Origin of the sequence: Paenarthrobacter sp. NPDC092416 (assembly GCF_044755025.1) — a bacterium.
Taxonomy (GTDB): domain Bacteria; phylum Actinomycetota; class Actinomycetes; order Actinomycetales; family Micrococcaceae; genus Arthrobacter.
Genome location: NZ_JBIVQG010000021.1, coordinates 20,163 through 34,334 on the forward strand (window position 1 = coordinate 20,163; position 14,172 = coordinate 34,334).

A 14,172-nucleotide genomic window follows, 5' to 3' on the forward strand; every position below is an offset into this window, starting at 1 on the left:
GTCCAGCCTCGCACGAGTTGGAGGTTAGGATCGTGTGCATGGCCGGCTCTGTGGACGTACTTGGCCCCATCCTGGAAATGATGACCTGGGTGGGGTTCGTTCCGGGCGTCCCTTTGTTGGTGTGGGCTTGGGTCATTGCCAAACGACGATGCGTATGGGCGGCTGCAGACGGCGAGCTCTTTCAAGCCGGCCGTTACGCCGGGCTTCGCTGGACTGATCAGGAAGACGTGCAACGTCAGGTCCTGCTGAGTCCCGCAGCCGTTGAGGGCTGCCCCGTTGCCGGAGCCGTGACCGTTCACTACGACGTCTGTCATTCTTCACGCTATTCGCTGGGCCCACCGAGGCACGACCACACGGTCCTGATCCTGGGCTGGATCCTGACATCGGTTGGCATTCTCAGCACCCTTGGCGGATTGGTCTTGCTGGTCCTTTAGTGCCGGACCCTTGAACGCGCACACCCTTGAACCTCCGATTGCTCCGGGTCTAGCATGGGCCCGCACAGCCGAATCGAGGAGATTGCCATGGGCGGGACAAATACTGAAGCGTCGTCTGCTGAACTGATGATCGACCTGATCATTTCCCTGGATGGGTATGCCTCGGCAGAGGGTTGGCCCGGTTGGTGGGGGTTGGAGGGGCCGGAATATTTGGCGTGGCTTGAGGAAGAGGGAAAGAAAGAGCTCACCATGCTGATGGGCGCAAATACCTACCGGGTGATGGCCAGCCTGTCCGATCAGGCCGCAGGTGAAGACTCGGGGTTCTCCGAGGAGGAGGGAGCCAGCCTGACCGGCTTGGCCGCCATGCCCAAAGTGATCTTCTCGTCCACACTCCGGGAACCCCTGGCCTGGCCGAATTCGGAATTGGTTGCCGGAGACGCTGTAGAGGCCGTACGGGAGATGAAGCGGACCAGGACAGGAACTTTGAGCACCCTCGGCAGCATCAGCCTCTCCAGGTCATTGCTGGCCGCCGGCCTCGTGGACAGGTTCCGCTTGGTGGTCTTCCCTGTGATCACCGGGAAGACGGGCAGCGAACGAATCTACGACGGCTACCCGGATGTCGCACTCGAGATGATCAACAGCAGGGTCTTTGACGGCAGGAGTCAGTTGCTCGAATACATCCCCACGCTGCTCAGCGGACCTCCGGGGAGCAGAAGGACCTAGCCATGCCAAGGCCGAACCAGCCGGCCATCAGAATCCGTCACTTCCCCTCGTCGAGCAACTGACCCAGGCAATCGGCGTAGTGCGTCATGGCTTCTGCAAAGGTGAGCAGTTGAAGGCCCCCAGGTTCAGGCGCCAACGGGCTGAGGGTGTCTGCGCCGCAGAGGAGCGGTTCGCAGCTGGCACCGTTCGCGGTGAGTGTTGCGATTCCCCACGGGTGTCCGGGCTCGGTGACTGAGATGCCTGCTGCGTCAAAAGTATCGCGGAGCACGTATCTGGTCACTGTCCGCCATGACTGGAGGAACGGGGGCCTCAACTGTTCAATGAGGTCATCGTCATTGCTGGCGTAGGCCTGGGCGAGGTCACCGGAAAGTTCGTCCCATTCATGTGCCTCCCGGACCATAAGATGTCCGGCCCGTAAGCGCGCAATTGTTTCGTTCAACGTCATGGCCAGTCCCCAAACTTGCTGTCGTTTTCAGGTGCCTGCAGGAGGCAGGTCGTCATCTGGGGAAACGGGCAGCGGGCCGGCATTGTTCCCGCTTGCGGCCTTGATCTTCCGCCAGCCTCCGGCGCGGTTGTTCGAGGCGATGTGTCGCAGCATGGCGACCAGTGGCCCCGACGGTATGGGGTCGTTGAGATAGAAACTGATCATTCGGCCGGTCTTGTTGTTGTGCCCTGCAGTGATGATCCCGGACGGATCCGGGACGATCGCGCCGTCGTAGAGGAACAGGTTGACGTGATCCTTGGTGGCGAGGAGCGCGCAGACGTTGCCCTCAAGCACGAAGTAGGGCTGTACGGTCCGCTTGATGGTTTCTTCGATGCCAGGTTCAGCTTCGTGGATGAGGTCGCGAAGCTCGGCACATATGGTGCGTTGCCATTCGGGGAGCACCTCCAGGTAGGCGTCAACGCCGGGGTGCCGCGTGTAGTTGCCCATCAAATTATTAGGTCACTGGACAGTGGCCTTTGTCCAGATCACCCGGGTGCTCCGGGTGTGATGTGGACTGCGTCATTGGCAGGATCATCACCGTCGACCGCGGCCAAGGCGCCCACCGACGTCGACGGTTCCTTGACGCCGGCATCCAGGGCGCTGCCGGCACCCATCCCGATGGCAGTGGCGGCAATCCACAGTGCCGATCAGTGTGCCGGCGCTTGCCCCCGCAAAGGCGGCGGATAGCGGGCTGTTGGCGGAGTTGACTCAGTGGAAGGCCAGCCCGCTGATCTCTCCGGTGCTATGGGTTGCCGTCGGCGGGAAGAGCAGAATGAACTCATGGTGGATGCGGCTGTGTCTGAACGTCTTGCCGAGGGTGAGCGTCTCCTCGCTGCTACTGAATGGGCGGCGGCAGCTTCGACGTTCGAGTCTGTCTTGAAGCTCCGCGACGAACCGGCGGCCCACGATGGTTTGGGTCGGGCGTCCTGGTGGCTTCGCGATGTGGACCGGGCCCTTGCCGAGCGGACCGCAGCTTACGCAGGTTACCGGCGCTCCGGACAAGACGCTCTCGCCTTCCGGTCCGCGCTGTGGCTGGCGCGAGAGTACGCCGAGGCTTTGGGCAGTGACCCGGTCAGCCGGGGTTGGTTGGCCCGTGCCGAAGGAATTGCCGCCAGGCTTCCTGACGGCGTGGAGGGCGGCTGGTTGGCGGTGACGCGGGGACTGCTGCGGCCGGACCCATCAGCGGCACGTCAGGACGCCCGGATTGCGCGCGAAGCTGCCCAAGCCCATGGCGACGGCGACCTCGAGGCGACTGCCTTGGCGCTCCTGGGGCTCGGCACGATTTCCGCGGGCGCCGTCCAGGACGGCATGAGGCTGGTGGACGAGGCAATGGTGGTCGTCACTGCAGGGGAAGCCAGCGACGCCATGGTTTTCGGCGACGTGTGCTGCATGGTGACGCGTGCCAGCGAAGAGGCCTGCGATGCCTCCCGGCTCAGCCAGTGGAATAAGATCCTGCAGCGCTTCATGCAACGCACAGGGCACCCCGCACTGCTTCAATTCTGCGGCACGTGCTGCGCCGAGATTTCTCTGGCGGCGGGTGATCTTGCTGGTGCCGAGGGGTGGCTCACCGGCACGCTGCAGGAACTGAGCCGGTCCGGCCACCGGGCGCGATGCGTCCACCCGGCAGCCAAACTTGCCGAACTGCGCCTTCTACAAGGTCGCGTGGAGGAGGCTGGCCGACTATTGGACGGCTTTGAGGATCGCCCGGACGCCTTACTCGCGACGGCGGCGGTTCGCCTCGCCGCAGGTGACACAGCCGTGGCGGCTTCGCTCCTGCACCGGCGTATCAATCACGTCACCGGCGGCCTGCTCGCTGTCCCGTTGCTCGCGCTGCTCGCCGAGGTACAGATGACGCAAGGGGACGCAGCGGAAGCGTTCGAAACAGCCAGGCGCTTGGACGAGATTGCTGCCGGGACGCAATGGCAGCCGGCCATCGGTTCCTCGCACCTGACTGCGGGCCGGGTGGCCGCCTTTGGCGGGAACCTCGCCTCAGCCCACGATCGGCTCGATTCGGCGATCGCGGTCTTTTCGGAACTCAACATGCCTCTTGCGGCAGCCCGTGCACACCTCTCGCTGGCCGAAGCGCTCCGCGATTCAAACGGCAACGTTGCTGCCTACGAGGCCGGGGTCGCCTTGGCTGCGTTCGAGGAAGCAGGTGCGGCCGGGATGGCCGACAGGGCGGCCGCTCTGGTTCGCGTGCTCGGCGGTCCAGCGCGCACCGGTCCAAAGGCTCTCGGTTTGTTGTCGCGGCGGGAGCGCGAAGTGATGGAGCTCTTGACCGAAGCCAAGTCCAACGCCGAAATCGGTGAGCGACTGTTCATCAGTGCCAAGACGGTGGAGCACCACGTCAGCAGCATTCTCAGCAAGCTCCACCTTCGTACCCGCGGCGAAGCAGCAGCGTTCGGTCTGCGCAGCCTGCACTCGGACCTGCGCAGCCTGCACCCGGACCAGGGCAGGCCCTCAGAACAAGGCCGGAAATAGGGGGATCCCCCCATCCTTTCCGCCTCTCGCCGCCGCATCCTTGAGTTGTCCGGAGGGAACAACGTCAGGAGGTGCGGAATGAAGATGCACAAAGCGCCGGGCAACGTCCTTCCCAGGGAAGCGATGATCAGCGTCCGCGAACACACTATGGCACCTGTCCTCACTGTTTATGACGTCCTTTCCAACGTGACTGGCCGGCTCCGCTGGGGCGGCGCAGAGGCCGCTGTTCTGCTGTCCGTGGAGGCTCCCGAGGGGCAGCTCACGGTTGGATCGGAGTTTACGTCCACCGCCGAAGTCCGAATCTGGAGATTGCGGGATTCGTCCGTGATTACAGAAGCAATTCGTCCGTTGAGGTTCGAATGCGTCACGGATTCCACTGTGGAGCAGACGAAGAACGGAGCGACGGCGGACTGGCTGCTGGTGCATCACTACGATATTTCCGAACATGGGCACCAGGGCGACATCAGCTACACGTGCCGTTTGATCAGCGCGACCGGACTGCCGGGAGCACTGACGATATTGCGATTCCCCGTGCTGAGATCACTGGCCACGTATGTGTGGGCCAGGGCCAGCCGCTCGGGGCTACGGCGGCTCATCGCCGCAGCAGAAACCATGGCGCAGGGCGAACCTGTGCCAGTGAAAGAGAAGGAAGAAGACCATGGCAAAGCTGTCGATAAGTGACGAAACTGCGCGTGTGGAGCGCATGACAGGCTACGAGGGCCGATACCGGGACGCAGACGGTTACACCATCGCCTTCGAGCAATTCGAAGAAGGTGGCGACTTCACTCCCTACTACAAAGGATTGCCCGATGACCTGTGCCAAAGCCACCACTGGGGTTACGTCGTGAAGGGCCGGCTCATCATGCATATGCCCGCGGGGGACGAAGTTGTTGAAGCCGGAGAGGCGTATTACACGCCACCGGGCCACACGGATGAGCTCGAGCCCAGGACGGTGCTGGTGGAGTTCAGCCCCACGGAGGAACTCGAGCGCACTCTGGCAGTTGTGGCGCGGAACCTGGCCGCTGACCCGGCACAGTGAAACCAGGCACAGTGAAACCCGGCACAGTGAAACCAAGCGCAGGTAAGGTCTACGGCGGCCAGCCGCGAAGGCCAACGAGCCCTCAAGGCCGCCGTAATCCTACTGGTGCAGTAGCCTTCAGACCATGGTTGACGTGGAGCGGTTCCGTACCCTGCTCGAGGTGGAGCGCGACCGAAAGGTTGCCCTGCTGAGGGCGCTGCGCAGCGACATCACGTCAGTGAACCTGGCCCGGCAGGACTCCAACGTGGATGACGAGCACGATCCTGAGGGCAGCACCATTGCCTTCGAACTTTCCCAAGCGTCGGCGCTCTTTGAACAAAGCCGCTCGGGCTTGGAGCACATTGAAGCGGCGCTGCAGCGGATTTCCGACGGAAGTTACGGTACTTGTGCCGAGTGCGGAATCGACATTCCGGAAGGCCGGTTGGAGGCAAGGCCCTGGACGCCATTCTGCGTCAAGCACGCCTCACGCAGGGCATGATCCCCTGCCGCTAGTTCGCCATTCCGGGCTGCACCGGTACAAATTCGATGGCTTGCTGGACCTTTTTCTTCGGTCCCCGCTCATATCCCTTGGCATCAAGATGATTACCCGCTCGATACGCCGCGAGGGCTTGGTCATAGATTTCGTTGAGGCGCTGCCCGGAGAAGATCTCTTGGGTGCCGTCGTTGAACGTGACGGCCACTGAAACACTGGCCGGGAAATGCCGTTTCATGCGGATGAAGCCTTGGGTGTCCTGCTGAAGAGAGATCATTGCGAGTCTGCGCTTTCAAAGTTGGTAGCCTCCAGTCTTGCCTATGTTGAGTGCACCCTGCTACGGCTCGGAGTCACCGTCCCATCGTTTTAGCCCTGGCGCATTTACGGCCGTCATTCCACGGGCCGCCGTGGACACTCGGTCCGATCACAGTTTGGGTTCGTCGCTGGCGGCGTCCGTTGGTGCGTTGGCTCGGTCCGCTGTTGCGCCCTGTTTTCGGCTGGCGAACAGGAACGGAACGGAAATCAACTCTATGATGCCGGCGATTGCCAGCGAGGCCGGGTAACCGTAGAGGTCCGCGCTCCGGCCGAGGAGGGGCTGCACCACCACGCCGCCGCTGGATCCCATCAGTGAGTCGAAGCTCAGTACCGTTGCCCGCTGCTTTGAGGGGATCATGTCGTTCACATACGCCTGCCGCACCGGCATGGCCGCGGAACCGACCACGCCCCAGACCGCCAGCAGCAACAGGGCAACCCAGAACACGCGCGTGACGCCGAGGATCAGCAGAATCACTCCGCCCACGACGCCGCCCAGGATCAACACCGACGTCCGCTTGTGGAACAGTTGCCGGGCGTGCGGCGCAAGCCACCCGCCCAGAACCTGGGAGCCTGCAACGATGGCCGCAGCCAAGCCCGCAATGGAGTAGGCCTTCGGGTCGCCGAACAGGTCCAGCAGGTACGGCTGGAGGGCGTAGAAAACATAGATCCCGACGCCGGCACTGAAGGGCGCGGCCAGCATCACGTACCGGACGGGCGGGTTTTTCAAACCGTTTTCGATCGACGCCGACAACACCGTGCGCGTGGCGCGAAGGGGGTGCGTGGAACGCTCAGGCGTGAACCCGACGTCGTGCATGAGAGCGAAGGCCACGGCGAACATGGCAACCAATACGATGACGCGCAGCAGGAATGGCAAACCCAGATTCGTTGCCTGGGCTATCACGCCGCCGGCCACCGACCCCACGAGCATTGCCACTCCGGACACCATCTGACCGCGGCCCAGGACAGATTCCAGCCCGCCCTCATATCCGGAATACCGCAGGGCGTCCACGAGCCACGCCTCCACGGCGCCGGAGAAGAACGTGAAGCCGAGGCCAAGGAGAACCGAGACGACCGCCCACATCCAGAACGGTGCCGAAATCTGCCAGAGCACGTAATAGAGATACGTCGAGGCCGCCAGGGTCACCGTGCCGAGCAGGAAGGACACCCTGCGTCCCCAGCCGTCAGCGATCACCCCGGTTGGCACTTCGAAAAGAACCATGCCGGCCGTGAAGAAAGCGTTCGCCGCGAAGGCCTCGAGGTTGCTCAGTCCGGCGTCCAGCAGGAAGAGGGTGTTGATACCCCAGATGAAGGAGGCCGCAACGGTATTGCCCAGCGTCAAGGTGAGGTAGACGCGTTGGATCTTTCGGGCGGCGTCGTTCATGGTGTCGCCGCCCCCGCCACTGCGAGGATGGACCACGTGCCCATTCTCGCCCCGTTCGAGTGTGCAAACCAGAGGAACCTGAGACCTGAATGAAGGCCTCAGGTTTCGTGGCTGGTAGGGATGTCCTGCGATGCCGCCCAATCGATGACATCCCTGCGTTCGATCGCAGCTGCCATCATGGCCGGGAAGTCGCTCCGGCACTACAGCCCGGCCGCGCCAGCTGACGTGGCACGGGCTGCTGTAGAGGAGGCGGGCGGCGTGGCGACGCCCCCACCCGCGGGGTGCACCAATCTTCCGGAAAACCTTGCCGCCCGATCCCACCGGGTCCATAATTCCAATGATTTGATCTGGCGTTTTGGCGCAGTGTGCTCAAGGGCGAGAGGAGCACCGGATGGCATTTTCGGCCGCACGTTCCGGGCAGGAGGACGAACATGCCCTCAGCGCGTCGCTTGCCCGGCGCGCGTTGGAACGTGCCGCCCCGGACGAACTGATGTTCTTCGACGACGCCGCGGCTGAGTACTTCGCGGATCGTGGCAAGGCGTTGAGTGCCGGGAAACGCGATGAAACATTGGGGTTTGGCATCGAGTTGGCCCTGCTGGCTCCCTTTGCGTTGGCTGTGGCCGAGTACGTTGTGGGGCTCATTGGCGATCTCGTAGCCGATGCCGTGAAAGACGTCGCCAACCCGCGGATAGCTGCTGTGCTCAGCAAGCTCATGCCGGCGACCTCGTCCAAGGACGTTGCCACCGGGCAGGACCTCACGCGCGAACAGCGGCAGCGCGTCTACGAGGCCGCGGTGGCAGAAGGTCAGCGGCTCGGCCTCGAGACCTCGACCGCCACCTTGTTGGCACACGCGGTGGTGGGCGCCCTCGATGTTCAGACCAGCTGAACCCACGCTCCGCCTTGAATGAGCCAGAATCATGGAAACCCCGGCAGCACGGCAGGGCAACGGCCTTTCCCGGGTTCAGGTACTGGCGTTCCCGCCGCCTTCCACAGGTCACTATGTGGCGTTCATCCTTGCCCTGCTGACTGCTGGCTCCTTCGTGGGGAACTGGCTGCACAATGAGGTAGTTGGCGCGGCCTGGACACAGGCAGTATTGCAATGTGAAGTGAACGTCCCCTCGGAGGATGCCGGGGCAGGAGACACCGCGATCTTCGCCCGCCTTAGCGCCGTGCAACTCTGTCAGTACCCAGCGGAACTGGTACGGGTCGTGTGGTCTGTGGCAGGAGCGGCGACCGTGGCCATGGCGGCCCTGGTGCTGGTGTTTGTGCGGCCGCTGCTGGTGCGAAAGCGGCGCGGACTGAGCCAGCCGACGCCGCTGATGGCTGTTTCCTTGGAGCGATTCTCGCTGCTTTCCAGTGAAGCGGGTTTGGTGGAGCCGCCCCGGGTCATGGTGGGGCCAAGCGGGATGCGCGATCCATTCTGTTTTGGCGCGCCGGGAGGCTACACGGTGGCGATGCCGCGCAAGCTCGTCGCGTTGGCCCAGCGCCCGAGCATCTTTGAGGCCCTACTTCGGCACGAGCTTGCCCACATCCGGCACCACGATGTTGCCTTGGCGTGGCTTGCCAGAAGCGTCTGGTTCGTCGCCGGCCCTCTCTTGCTCCTTCCCATCCTGTGGGCCCTCCTCCAAGGCGACTTTTCGCTGCTGCCGACGTATGTGTGGCGTGCGGTTCTGCTGGCCCTGGTTATCGAACTCACGACGGCGGCGCTGTTGCGTTCGCGCGAACGCGATGCGGATCTCGCGGCCGCGAAACGGCCTTCGGACCTGGCTGACCTCGAAAACTGCTTAATGCGAATCCGGCCGGCTGTGCCGTCGTCGGGATGGCGGACGTGGGTTGCCAGGCATCCACAGCCAGCGGAACGGATCAGCGTCATCCATGCGCCGGCAACAGCGGCCATAGTGCGGTTCACTGACGCGGCGGCCCCCGCCTTCCTGGCGTCAATTGCGGTCCCACTGGTGGTCACGATCGTCACCACAATCACCACGGGGCTCGGGCAAGGGCTCGCATCGTTCGTGGTGGGTGCACTGCTTATCGGACCGGTCTTGGCTTTCACTGTGGGCTTCGCTGTGTGGCGGGAAAGACTTATGAGCGAGGCTGCTGGATCCGCAAAGTCGCGGATGAGGCCGTGGGTTGTGATCCTGGGTGTCGGATGTGGCCTGACGGTGGGAGAGCTGGCGTCGCTTGCACAGACCGGAATTGATCTGACCGGCCTGGACGCCGGTCCCGCCGTCCTTGTACCCGCCCTGTTCGGCATGGGCGCCACTGGCTTGGTTGTGGGACTGTCGGGCCTCTACGCGCGCCTGGTCCGGCTGGCGGGGACGGCTCGGCCAGCCTGGGTGCTTGGGCTCATGGCCAACACGGTGCTGTTCACCATGTCCGCGTGGGTATGGATTTCATTGCAGTTCTCCGTGGAGAAACTGGGGTGGGAGGGCACTCGCCTCTGGCTGGTGACTGCGCTGGCTTGGCCTCCACTAGTGGTGACAGTCGGACTCGTGCTGCTGACCGCCGTCGTCGGTCTTTTCCTTGCTTCGTCGGCGGGGCGTCGGCCGCTTCCATCCTGGTTGGCGGGCGCAGACCACTGGCCAGCCGCAACCCCGCCGGTGGATCCGGGCAGGTTGAGGCAGGGCGGGCTGCATGCCGTGGCAGTGGGGTCGCTGGTGGGAATCCTCACGACAGCGGTCATCGTTGTGTGGCGCGTAGTGAGCGGTCCTGCCGAGACCGATACGGACAAGGAAATGTTGTTCTTTACCGTTGTGTGGATCGCCGCAGGATCGTGGGCCGCAGTGAACGTTGCTGCGGCCTTGGTGCGGCCGGCTGCGGGCGCTGCATGGTCGCTCGTCGCTGGACCGGTGGCCGTGGTCGTGAGCGTCCTGGGGTTCGCCGTCCTGAACACGGTCCGGGGAGGCGACTTCTCCGCTGGCTTTATCGCCCTGATACTGTGGCCTGCCGTCAGCCTTGGATTCGTGCTGGTTCTGGCCACATCGGCGCTGTTTGCCATACCGGAGCTATCCGCGCCGAAACGTTCACAATGGCCACACTTCCTGATGCCGTTGGTCACCGGTGCAGTGGCGCTGAGCTTCGCAGCGGGCATCGTGGTTACCGCACCTGGATTGGTATCCATTCCCACAACGTCGCCCACGTCCGCGGGCCGGCTCAACGACGACCAAGCACAGCTCTACGCCCTGGGAGTCGCGCAGGAATTCCTGGCCGACTATGAGGAAATGGACAGCCAGCTCAAAATGGCCGGCCAAACGGTCGGCAGTGACCTCGATGCGTTTTCCCGGTCCATGCGGTCCGTGACCATCCCAGCCGTCCACGATCTCCGCACCAAAGCCGAGGCCTACAAGCCACGTACGGGCGACGTCCAAGCAGTCCATTCCCACTTCGTTGAGGCGATGCGGCTTTGCGAGAAGAAGGTGCTGCTGTTCCTGGACGCCGTGGAGCTCAACGATCCGGCGCAGTTCCAGGAAGCGCTGGTTCGGCAAGCGGCAGAGCGGGCCGAATTGAATGCGTGGATCAGGGGAGTGGTTGACCTGCAGCTGGCTGCGTCGTAGAAGCGGCTCCAATCTGAGGACCCCCGGGTCAACCGCAGAGTCGGTCCAGGGTCTCCTGCGCGGCCGATTCCATTTGGGACGCATAGAGCCCGACGATGCGCCCCACGTAAGGCGCCTCGGACTCGGGTTGCAGAAGCGGCAGTGACATGGCCATGGTCAGCTGGCTTCTGCCGTCGGCGCTCGAAATGGAGGTGGTGAGGTAACCGTAGACCTTTCCGCTGTGACCAAACCGGAAACCGTCCGAGGAACAGCCGTCGCGCCAGCGAAACAATCCCAACCCATTGCGGGCCGACAACGTCTTCTTCATCTCATCGGTGGCCGTCCGTGTCAGGAGACGACCGGAGAGAAGCCCCCAGTAGAAATCGTTGATGTCCCTGGTGGTGGAGATGACGCCTTCGGCCGGTGAGCCGAAGAGGTACTCCGCCTGGGTGACATCGACGCTTGCCTTGCCGTCCAGAATGTACGCGCGGAGGTTGTCCGGCGCCTCCCGGTCGAGAACTGCGAACGACGTCCGTTCCAGTTCCAGCGGCTCGAAGATGTCATGCCTCAGGACCTCGCCAAGGGGCTTGCCGCGCAGTTTTTCGATCAGTTGCCCCAACGCGAGATAGTTCGAACTGGAGTCGGAGAACGTCCCGACGCGTCGGGAAACCCAAGGAAGTTTGGCAGCCAATTCAAGCCCGTGTTGCGTGCTGAGCCGTGTATTCACCACCAGGGCGGGAGTTCCCGTGGCATCACGTTCGTCGCCGAAGTCCTGGAGGCCGGACGTTTGGTTCAGCAATTGACGGACGGTGATGGGCCCGGGTGGGTGCAGGGTAGAGGAGAAGCTCTCCAGGATGGGGTTGACCGGATCGTCGAGGCCGATCAGGCCATCGTCTACGAGCTTCAGCACCGAAACTGCCACCATGGACTCGGTAATGTCCCCAATCGAGAACCTGTCCTGGGGCAACGCCCGGTCTTCCGTATCAACGCTGCGGACGCCGTAGGCCTTGGACCATTGACCACCAGGCCAGCGGATCTGGACCACAACCGAAACGGCACCGACGTCCATGAAGTGTTGGATGGTGCGCTCGAGCGAAGCGGTGGGCACCTGGGTTGGAGTCTTCGTGGGTGCAGGAGAGGGTTCGCCGGTGCACCCGGAAAGGGCGCTGCACCCGCCAACGACCACGGCCAGGACAGCGGCCCGCCACCCCATTCCACGATGGCCCATACGGCTGTTCTACGCTCAGACTGTGGCGAATACCAGATGCAAAAGAACAAAGTGCCGGGGAGCCCTGCGAAGGACTCCCCGGCACTTTTGCCTTCTTATCAGGCTTGGTTGCTGACCAATCCGGCCTCTGCGGTGACCGGCTCAGGTCGCCGCGCGGGACGGAGTCCCGCGAAGAATGAGCCGAGTTCCGCCGTCGCACTCAATGGCAGGACGTTCGCAACGTACTGGTCGGGGCGCACCACAACCACTACGCCGTCGCGGCTGAGGCCGCGAAGGTCAAAGATGTCCGCGTTTGGGTCGGTGCCGAAGACCTTCTCCAAGTAGGTCAGCTTGAACGGTCCGACCGTCGGCTTGAACGCCACCGGAACAGCATTGATGTCGACGTTCGTGTGGTCCTGCTGGTAGATCACCTTCACGTCAAACCACGCGTCGATATCAGCGCCCGACGGCGTCGCGGCCAGCGGCGAGTCCGGCGAGTTCGCGATCCACTCGGCGAAGTCGGCTACCGGTGACGCCGCGCCTGCGGCTGCCGCGTCGGCGAAGACGTAGATGCGCCAGCGGCCATCAGCCTTGGCATGGTGTCCGAGGTGCATCGGGTTGGTATCGCAGACCCTGAGGACGGGTGCGGACTTGAAGCGCTTGCCAATCGGGAATCCGGTGGCCAGGTCCTGGTATTTCGGCTCGGAGACCAGCATGGATGGTGCGTACTGGGTCATGAAGCCGGCCGGGAACTCCGCGGTGCTGACGTAGAAGTTCTCCAGTTCGGTGGGATCCTCGAACTCCTCGGGCTTCTTGGCCATGAGGGTGGACCATTCTTTGTCGAAGTCGATGAGGTTTTTCGCTACAACCTGGCGCTCCGCCGAGTAGGTGTCCAGCAGGCTTTCGGGACTGCGGCCTTCCAGGACATGCCCGAGCTTCCAGCCGATGTTGAAGCCGTCCTGCATCGAGACGTTCATGCCTTGGCCTGCTTTGGCGCTGTGTGTGTGGCAGGCGTCGCCGGTGATGAACACACGTGGAGTCCGCGTTCCACGTTCCTCCGGAAGGACGTCGTCGAACCTGTCCGTGAGGCGGTGGCCGACCTCGTAGACGCTGTGCCAGGCGACGTTGCGAACGTCCAGCGTGTACGGGTGCAGGATGTCGTTGGCCTTCTGGATGATCTGCTCAATGGTGGTCTTGCGCACGGCTCCGTGATCGTCCGCAGCAACTTCGCCGAGGTCCACGTACATCCGGAAGAGGTGGCCGCCCTCGCGCGGTATCAACAGGATGCTGCCGCCGGAACCGGACTGGATGGCACACTTGGTGCGAATGTCCGGGAAGTCGGTGACTGCGAGCACGTCCATGACACCCCAGGCGTGGTTGGCTTGGTCGCCGGCGAGATGGCAGCCGATCGATTCGCGGACTTTACTGCGTGCACCGTCTGCACCGACGACGTACTTGGCCCGAATGGTGCGCTCCTGGCCTTCGTGCGGACCGGAGGTGTGGGCGAGAGTCACCGTGACGGGGTAGTCGCCCTCACCTTTGACGTTGAGGCCATGGAATTCGTAGCCGTAGTCCGGTGTCATGCGGGTGGGGGAGTTGGCCATGAACTCGGCGAAGTAGTCCAGAACGCGTGCTTGGTTGACGATCAGGTGCGGGAACTCGCTGATGCCGGTGGCGTCGTCCACGGCCCGGGCACTACGGACGATGCGCGAGTGGTCCGCGGGATCCGGCTTCCAGAATGCCATCTCCGTGATGCGGTAGGCCTCCGCAATGATGCGCTCAGCGAAACCAAACGCCTGGAAGGTTTCCACGCTGCGTGCCTGGATGCCGTCCGCCTGGCCGATGGCGAGCCGGCCGGGGCGTCGCTCGACAATGCGGGTGGTGACGTCGGGGAACTGGGCGAGCTGTGCCGCGGCGAGCATGCCGGCCGGGCCGGTGCCCACAATGAGGACGTCGACTTCGTCGGGGAGTTCGCTGGGGCGGTCGATGCCGACGCCGGCAGCCGGCTCGATTCGCGGGTCACCGGATACGTAACCGTGATGGTGGAACTGCACGGGCTTTCCTCACTTCGTTGTGCGGCTGTATATCGCCGTTGATGTTGTT

General features: G+C 63.4%; 15 protein-coding genes. 8 read left to right on the forward strand and 7 right to left on the reverse strand.

Annotated elements, in window-relative coordinates; translation table 11 throughout:
• The first annotated feature begins 38 nt into the window (after positions 1–38).
• Both ACIQC5_RS23015 and ACIQC5_RS23020 read left to right on the forward strand, forming a co-directional pair.
• Positions 39–434 (forward strand): hypothetical protein, encoded by a 396-nt coding sequence (locus tag ACIQC5_RS23015; protein WP_400287417.1) that lies wholly within the window; start codon positions 39–41, stop codon positions 432–434.
• An 87-nt stretch (positions 435–521) separates the two neighbouring features.
• Positions 522–1,157 (forward strand): dihydrofolate reductase family protein, encoded by a 636-nt coding sequence (locus ACIQC5_RS23020; protein WP_400287418.1) that lies wholly within the window; start codon positions 522–524, stop codon positions 1,155–1,157.
• A 37-nt stretch (positions 1,158–1,194) separates the two neighbouring features.
• On the opposite strand, the gene ACIQC5_RS23025 is transcribed toward ACIQC5_RS23020, so the two are convergent.
• Genes ACIQC5_RS23025 through ACIQC5_RS23035 form a run of 3 tightly spaced genes read right to left on the reverse strand, consistent with a single transcriptional unit; the run spans position 1,195 to position 2,255 of the window.
• Positions 1,195–1,602: a hypothetical protein gene (locus tag ACIQC5_RS23025; protein ID WP_400287419.1), complete on the reverse strand. Its 408-nt coding sequence runs from the start codon at positions 1,600–1,602 to the stop codon at positions 1,195–1,197.
• Positions 1,603–1,629: 27 nt separating this feature from the next.
• Complete coding sequence (locus ACIQC5_RS23030) at positions 1,630–2,088, reverse strand: DUF1801 domain-containing protein (protein ID WP_400287420.1); 459 nt, start codon at positions 2,086–2,088, stop codon at positions 1,630–1,632.
• Between the two features lie 38 nt (positions 2,089–2,126).
• Positions 2,127–2,255, reverse strand: coding sequence for a hypothetical protein (locus ACIQC5_RS23035; protein WP_400287421.1), 129 nt, complete (start codon positions 2,253–2,255; stop codon positions 2,127–2,129).
• A gap of 181 nt (positions 2,256–2,436) precedes the next feature.
• On the opposite strand from ACIQC5_RS23035, the gene ACIQC5_RS23040 reads away from it, so the two are divergent.
• From ACIQC5_RS23040 to ACIQC5_RS23055, 4 genes are all read left to right on the forward strand, one after another.
• Complete coding sequence (locus ACIQC5_RS23040; protein WP_400287422.1) at positions 2,437–4,122, forward strand: LuxR C-terminal-related transcriptional regulator; 1,686 nt, start codon at positions 2,437–2,439, stop codon at positions 4,120–4,122.
• A 78-nt stretch (positions 4,123–4,200) separates the two neighbouring features.
• Positions 4,201–4,803, forward strand: a complete 603-nt coding sequence (locus tag ACIQC5_RS23045; protein WP_400287423.1) for a hypothetical protein — start codon at positions 4,201–4,203, stop codon at positions 4,801–4,803.
• On the forward strand, positions 4,781–5,161 hold the full coding sequence (locus tag ACIQC5_RS23050; RefSeq protein WP_400287424.1) for a hypothetical protein: 381 nt from the start codon (positions 4,781–4,783) through the stop codon (positions 5,159–5,161). Before ACIQC5_RS23045 ends, ACIQC5_RS23050 begins: the two co-directional genes overlap by 23 nt.
• Positions 5,162–5,285: 124 nt before the next feature.
• Complete coding sequence (locus ACIQC5_RS23055) at positions 5,286–5,639, forward strand: TraR/DksA family transcriptional regulator (RefSeq protein WP_400287425.1); 354 nt, start codon at positions 5,286–5,288, stop codon at positions 5,637–5,639.
• 10 nt (positions 5,640–5,649) lie between these two features.
• Here ACIQC5_RS23055 and ACIQC5_RS23060 read toward each other — a convergent pair whose 3' ends face one another.
• Both ACIQC5_RS23060 and ACIQC5_RS23065 read right to left on the reverse strand, forming a co-directional pair.
• Positions 5,650–5,910, reverse strand: coding sequence for a hypothetical protein (locus tag ACIQC5_RS23060; protein ID WP_400287426.1), 261 nt, complete (start codon positions 5,908–5,910; stop codon positions 5,650–5,652).
• Between the two features lie 147 nt (positions 5,911–6,057).
• A complete protein-coding gene (locus ACIQC5_RS23065) occupies positions 6,058–7,329 on the reverse strand; it encodes an MFS transporter (protein WP_400287451.1) in 1,272 nt (423 codons plus the stop codon).
• Between the two features lie 391 nt (positions 7,330–7,720).
• Here ACIQC5_RS23065 and ACIQC5_RS23070 point away from each other — a divergent pair, with 391 nt between their 5' ends.
• Positions 7,721–8,215 (forward strand): hypothetical protein, encoded by a 495-nt coding sequence (locus ACIQC5_RS23070; protein ID WP_400287427.1) that lies wholly within the window; start codon positions 7,721–7,723, stop codon positions 8,213–8,215.
• 31 nt (positions 8,216–8,246) lie between these two features.
• Positions 8,247–10,883 carry a M48 family metalloprotease gene (locus ACIQC5_RS23075; RefSeq protein ID WP_400287428.1) on the forward strand — a complete coding sequence of 879 codons (2,637 nt, stop codon included), beginning with the start codon at positions 8,247–8,249 and terminating at the stop codon, positions 10,881–10,883.
• A 28-nt stretch (positions 10,884–10,911) separates the two neighbouring features.
• On the opposite strand, the gene ACIQC5_RS23080 is transcribed toward ACIQC5_RS23075, so the two are convergent.
• Positions 10,912–12,090 carry a serine hydrolase domain-containing protein gene (locus ACIQC5_RS23080; RefSeq protein ID WP_400287429.1) on the reverse strand — a complete coding sequence of 393 codons (1,179 nt, stop codon included), beginning with the start codon at positions 12,088–12,090 and terminating at the stop codon, positions 10,912–10,914.
• A 98-nt stretch (positions 12,091–12,188) separates the two neighbouring features.
• Complete coding sequence (locus ACIQC5_RS23085; RefSeq protein WP_400287430.1) at positions 12,189–14,123, reverse strand: FAD-binding monooxygenase; 1,935 nt, start codon at positions 14,121–14,123, stop codon at positions 12,189–12,191.
• Positions 14,124–14,172: the final 49 nt, after the last annotated feature.